The organism is Lysinibacillus sp. LK3 (assembly GCF_001043675.1).
Taxonomy (GTDB): Bacteria; Bacillota; Bacilli; order Bacillales_A; family Planococcaceae; genus Lysinibacillus; species Lysinibacillus capsici.
This window is the reverse complement of sequence record NZ_LDUJ01000042.1, coordinates 1-6,584: the sequence shown is the minus strand read 5'-3', so window position 1 is coordinate 6,584 and position 6,584 is coordinate 1. Positions and strand designations below refer to the sequence as shown.

Here is a 6,584-nt window from a genome sequence, read left to right as displayed (position 1 = left end):
TTATATATCTGAGAGGAAGACGCATATTTATTTTCTTTACTATTTATAACATTTGAAAGTTCAGTATTTGTACTAAAAACATTCTTTTCAAATGTTATAGAAGGATCAAATACATTGGATATTAAATAGCTTACCATATTAAAGTTTAATTCTGATTTAAATCCATTTTTTAGACAACAAATAATATTATCTTCTGTTTTCTTATATTTAATAAATTGATTTCCCCTGTTCAGTAAACTTTGAAGATGTATATTCTTTATGGTATTTGATTTCAACAATATTTCCCTTTTGTCAAAGTTATGATTGATAAATAAATGGCTACCACTATCTTGAACAATTAAGTATTTAAAGGTATTACTAAAATAGTTAATTCCCTTTGAGATTTCATTGTTAATTATCGTATGTAATCTATTTATCAAAGTTGTTTTTCCAGTTCCGTTTTCTCCAATAAGAGCTGAAAAATCAATAGATACATTAACTTCCTCGTAGCCTTCTAATTTATAAAATTGTTCGATATAATTTTGATTTTCTTCTATAGTTAACGCATCATCCTCATACTTAAATATAAAATTTGAACCTAAATTAAAACTCCATTCACTCTTGGTTTCTAAATCCTTTGCAAACACGTATGTTAACTTCATTCATTTTTCCAACCTTTCTACTAACGTTCACCTTTATTAGCTAAACATATTTTGACTAAATAATTTTTCATATTGGCCAAGTAATAAACTAGCCTATATTCGCTCCTGAAAATCGGTAAAATACAGATTAATTTCAATACAATATACCATAAATTACAACTAGAACTATATCCTTTAATTTAATTCGATTTTTTTCTTGTAAAAAATATTACATAATGCTTAAAATGAGTCGATTCTACTGTAGAAAGAGTATAAATGAAATATATCTATGTTACTTATAAATTCATCATATTTAATGAGTATTCTATAAATAGAACCTTATCTAGATGCATTTAATATTGTTCTCACGTCTCGATTCTTCAATTATTGCCAAATGGGCGCCAAGCACCTCCGGTACTGTGCCACCACTTTCACTGACATAAAGTAAAGTTATATAGTCTCTAATTTGACGATTATTCCCTTTACAACGCTAAAAAAAGAATTAGCCATTCACGACATCATCTTACCCCATAAAATTTTTTTATTACAAAGAAATTAAGGTGCTTCCAGTCAGCCGCTCAGGTGCCTGTAACATATCATGGGATTTTCATATTAGTTAGTTTTACGCATCCACTGCTAGCCTCACATCTAAGTGATTTACACATTTCTATGTATCGCAGGTAAAAGACCCGTACATTCAAAAGTTTGTCAGCTGAACGCTTTCTGGTAGTTTTTCCCTTATCCTCACAACTTCAACTAAAGCATAATGATTTACACCACACCCGCGAGTAGGCTTTCGTCAGTCGAATTTTTACGGTGAATTCTAACGCCTCTTCGCCGAACATGTAACAATGTATAAAGAAAAAAAGAGGAGGGAAATGTTCCCCTCCTAAACTTCAAGTAATATATGGACCATAGGTCTAATCTCGCCTAACAGTAAATCTTCTACATCTTGGCAAAAGTCATCATTCCATTCTTCATTCAATTGTTCAGTAATCCATTTCCGCAATTCAGGAGATACTCCTCTTGAGGCTGCAATAAATTTTGTGATATTCGCCTTTTCAATCGGTGTAGGTTGATTATTTAGTTTATCAAGAAGTTTAAAATAGAGTTCATCATTTTCTCTAATTCTCCGAAGTATTGGTCTACTCGTTTCTTCTTTATTCCAAATGAATAACTTACCTTTATCATTTATTAGATTAATAATAATTCCAAATAAACTATCTGCTGATGAAGTTATAGAAACCAGTTCAAAGTAAGTCATATAGCTTAATCCAAATTCCTTCTCCCGTACATAATCTAGAATTTTTTTTATACTTTCATCACTAGGCCATCCTTCACACATTGCAACAATAGCAGCTTCATTTAGCTTAGGATCTAAAGCAAATTCTCTAATTGTTTTTAAGACTGATGTATCGTATTTAAACTGTTTACTTAGAATTCTTGAAGCAGTGTATATCAACTCATTATCATGGTCAAACCTATGCTTTTGCTTTTGTTTCAATGCTTCAAATAAATATTCAAGCAATAATGAAGATTTAGGACGTTCTTTACTAAGGAGTTTTAATAAATTAGGTTTGATAGTTCTTTCCGTTCTATTTTCTAAAAAGTCTATAATATCTCTTTTTGGCTCAGGATAATCATCAGATATCACTAAACTTATTTCTTCCCAGAAATGGAGAGGGTCTCTTTCAAATTTGGAAAATCTAGTTGTGATATCTTCCCCTATGCAACTTGTGATATAATTCCAATTTTCGAGTAAATTTTTTAAAAATGGAATATTTGTAGTCATCCTATTTGTTAACGGAACGTGACTAGTTTTAATTGATTCAATTTTCTCTTCTGCATTCAAGAAGACTTCTAATTTGTTGAGTGTAGCTAATCCACAAAAAGCAGCCTGTCTACGCTCGGTGTAATCCATTCCATAACATACAATTGTTTTTGATAGAATTTCTACTGCATTAGTAACTTTATTTTCGTTTAGCTTTATATGCTTATGAAAGCTTATTGAACTTTGTGTTTTAACCAACGGGTTGACATCATAATCATATAAACTTAGAAGGGATACATTAAATTCGTCTTGATCTATACCTTCTCCCAAGAGATTTGCTATTAATAGTCTAAGTTGATCAGGAAGCGGAAATCCTATTTTCAATAAGGAATTTTGTATTTTGGGTTCGCTACTGTAATATTCTACAGTACTTTCAAAAAGACCATTCCGTTTAGATATTTCTTGCATAGCAAGTTCTTTTACTCTAGAATCTTCAGAGAATTTTCGGATTAAAAAATTTATTGCGATAATTCGGTTGCTAAAGATTGAATCATCATCTTCATGAAGTTTAACAATGTTTAACAAATGTTCCTTGATGTCATTTTCAATTGAATGATCCCATACATTATCTAAACCAATTAGTAAAAAATTAAGATGAATATTAAATTGATTCTGTATTAACTGCATTAATTTACTTCTTGCCATATCCTTGTCTTGAATGATTTTAGGAATTAGATGACCTATATTAGAAGCTTTCAAATCTGACTCATTTACAATTGTAGTAAGGGCAGCAGCAACATTATCATCTTGCATGCCCCACCCCTCTAGTAATGCAGATGCTAACAGATGTGGGAAACTAGAATTTTGTACTTCCTCAAGTAAGATATTTTTGGCAATTTCACTACCACTTGCTAGTGTTGCATATGCCAGTATTACATCATCATGATGTTTTTTTTGAAGCCAAGTATCAATTGCATCAGTAATAAATTTATTTCCTTGATATTTCTCGCTAATTATACTCCAAGCATCGTTATGAAATAATAGAAACGGGTGACTTTCTTCTCTTATTTCCTTCAAACAATAATTCAACACATCTTCCTCTTCTGAGTACCCATTAAGCAATACTTTTATTGAGATTTCCTTTTCAATTTCGATTTTTCCACTAAAGTCGTTTTTAACAGATTTTAAGCATACCGATAACACTTCTGGGTTTTTCGGCCAACCTTTTAAAATAAGATCAGCAACCTCATCTCTAAAATGATAATTTAAACTTGAATAACTCGACGCCAACCCTAACAAAATATCTAGATCTTCTTTATCGTGAGTATTTCTCGCAATTTTTGCTTTTACTGACGAAAATCTTAACTCTGGGCTTATCGATTTGCCTGCAAATTCTAGGATTGAATTAATTTCATGATGTTCTGGCCACCCTATTGTTAACCCTTCTATAACTAAGGCTTTTGTGGTTGAATCTCTTGGACCTTTTATAACACCAACTAAAAAATCACCTATTACTTTATTATTTTTATACTTTTTGGATATAACATTTAAAGCAGCTCTCTTATTTTGAAATTCCTCATCAAATATGCCTCTTTGTAGATAAGTTAAAAATTGATTATCTTTATCTTCCAACCCACTTATTATATTGATAATTCTATCTTTTCTTCTTTTTCTATTTGGAAACCACTCTGTAATCTTTTCTTTAATCATTTCTTTTAACCGCGAAGACTTTAAACCATCAATTACTATTTTTAATACTCTTTCCCTATATGGCATCCAATGACCTGTTTCAATCTCGTTAAACGCCTCTTTGCAATATTCTTTGGCAAGCGAGACAGGCATATTATAAGAGCCAAAAGTCGCTTCATATAATAAAAGTTTTTTATTAAAATCCTCAGCATCACTAACTTCTTTTTCTTTTATTACTTTTGTATAATCCCGAATGTCTTCTGGGCGGTTATTTATAAAAAATAAACCTAATATAACCTCATGCCACTGAGAATTTGTACAATTAGATTCTATTATCTGCAGTTGCTTTTGCCTATTACTAGTATAAAGGTAATATGAAGCCAAAAACTCTTGGAAAGCTCTATGGAAAAAACCAATCTCTGTTGGTGATTTACTGACAAGCAATCCTAGACTTCCTTCTCCTAGATTTATTATTGCTCTACTAATCCTCAAAGCTTCTCTTTTTTCTAATCCTAAGCCAATTTCTTCATCTTTTAGATATGACTCTAATTGTAAAATTGCTTCACTACCTGAAATTATTCCCTCATTATGTTTTTCGTGTATAGTAAACGCAAGAAAAGACATTATCATCTTTATCTCATCTTCAGTTAAATCAAGGAGTTGATTCACTTGTACTCCTGCTGCTGCAATTCGCCTTTGTGGATGTGTAGTGATAAGAAGTTCAATCAGTTTGTCATATGCCTTAAATCTATTTTGTGGTAGTCTTGCATCATTGATCTTTAATAAAATTAGAAGTGAGAGTAACAGAGGCACCTTTGCAAGTTCTCTTAAATCTGATGATTTTTGGAGTTCGCTCATAAAATGATCAATTGAATGCCTAGTCCTTCGTGTTATTTCGTCAACTGTTATTTGCTGTGAATCTTTATTGTTTTCGTACCATAGAGTAAACCAAATACCCAAGAGTTCCTTTTGTTGTGAATTAGAAAAGTTACTTAATTCCCCTATCTCCCATTCTTTAGCTCCAAATCCTATTCGTTCGAATCCATGTGGACGACTAGTAAGGATTACAGGAATATTACGTTGTTGTACGAAAACTGTTAATCTATCTAAGGCTATCCTTGCTGATTGTTCGTTTGTCCATTCATCCAGTCCATCCACCAACAAAATAAGTCGCTTGTCATCCAGAGCATGTTCAACAAGTGGCCATAATCTCTCTTCATCCCAGCTTTTTAACCAGCCCTTTAATACATCCTTTATTGAACAAACTCCAGCTTGTGATTCAGATATATATTTAGTCCATAATGCAAAAGGAAGCCATACTGGTAAATGAAGACCCCATTTTTTTGAAATATTACTTAATTTAGGATAATTGGATAGCAAATCAATAGCAATGTTTCTTAATAATGTACTTTTTCCACTACCAGGTCCGCCAAGAATAATACTATGACCATTGTTATTAGATAACCAACTCTCAAGATCTTGCCGTTGTGGGAAGGTTGTATTTACCCTTGTTGTAACCTTTCTACTCTCTTTAAGTTTTGGCTCAGCACTCGGAAACTCTTCATTATATTTTTGCTCAGAATCAGGAATATTATTTACTAAATTAATAGTCCGTCTATCAATAATTTCTGGAATTACAAATCTATTCTCAAGAGCAACTGAACTCATATTTATGTGTGTTGCTGTGGGTAAACCTGGATCATGTGTTTGAAATACTCGTTTATAAAAAGACCTCATTCGCTCCCTGAATTCTATTACTAATCTGCTATCTAACCTAGAACCTAATTCTTGTACCTTTTCACTTCCACAAAATTTCTCTACCCATGCCCTACCAAAGAAATCATCTACAAGCTTTGGTAAATCTTTGAGCTTAGCAGATAGAGTCTCCTTGTCCCAGGAGACAAATCTAATTCCTTCTTTATTTAAAATTTTCCTTTGTACTTCAATTTCATTTGAACGTTCTGTAGGCACCATACTTTCTGATGTACAAAGTACAAAAGTATCGGTTTTACTCACCCATTCACCTTCTAAAAACTTATCTACAGCTGCCTTTATAGATGCAGGTCCAAAACCTTTAACTCTTTTACATTGATATACGAAATACTTCTCACTAACTCTTTTTGCATATAGATCTATTCCCTCTTGATCTTGGCCACGTGTCCCATAAAGCTGACAGTGTTCCACTTCCCTTTCTATTCTTACTAAACGTAAGCAGAGTCTCTCGAAGTCCTCCCACTCTAATTCTCCAAAAGGAAGTTCCTGGATTCTTGTATCAACCGGTGGATTAATTAAAGTTTTTGTTGGTGTTTCCAACCAGGAAGGGATTGAACTACGTTCCTTTTCTTTTGACATCGTTATATATCCTTTCTTTATGTGTATTCCGTATTACATTTTAAAACAAATACAATTGAATGTATTTGTAATTATACTAAATATTTCTATATTTATCTTGCGTTTCAAGCGTTAGTTCTCTTACAATTGCTAAATATTCATATATACTTGCG

General features: G+C 32.1%; 2 protein-coding genes. Both read right to left on the bottom strand.

Going from position 1 to position 6,584, the window contains the following annotated elements; genetic code table 11:
• The coding region (locus VK91_RS21910) for a hypothetical protein (RefSeq protein ID WP_048395897.1) at nucleotides 1–641 on the bottom strand (641 nt) is incomplete at its 3' end.
• A gap of 868 nt (nucleotides 642–1,509) precedes the next feature.
• Complete coding sequence (locus VK91_RS21905) at nucleotides 1,510–6,432, bottom strand: NACHT domain-containing protein (protein WP_048395896.1); 4,923 nt, start codon at nucleotides 6,430–6,432, stop codon at nucleotides 1,510–1,512.
• Between the last annotated feature and the right edge of the window lie 152 nt (nucleotides 6,433–6,584).

Coding starts and splice junctions, on each gene's coding strand:
- VK91_RS21905 (WP_048395896.1), bottom strand. CDS start 6,432: ATGTCAAAAGAAAAGGAACGTAGTTCAATCCCTTCCTGGTTGGAAACA.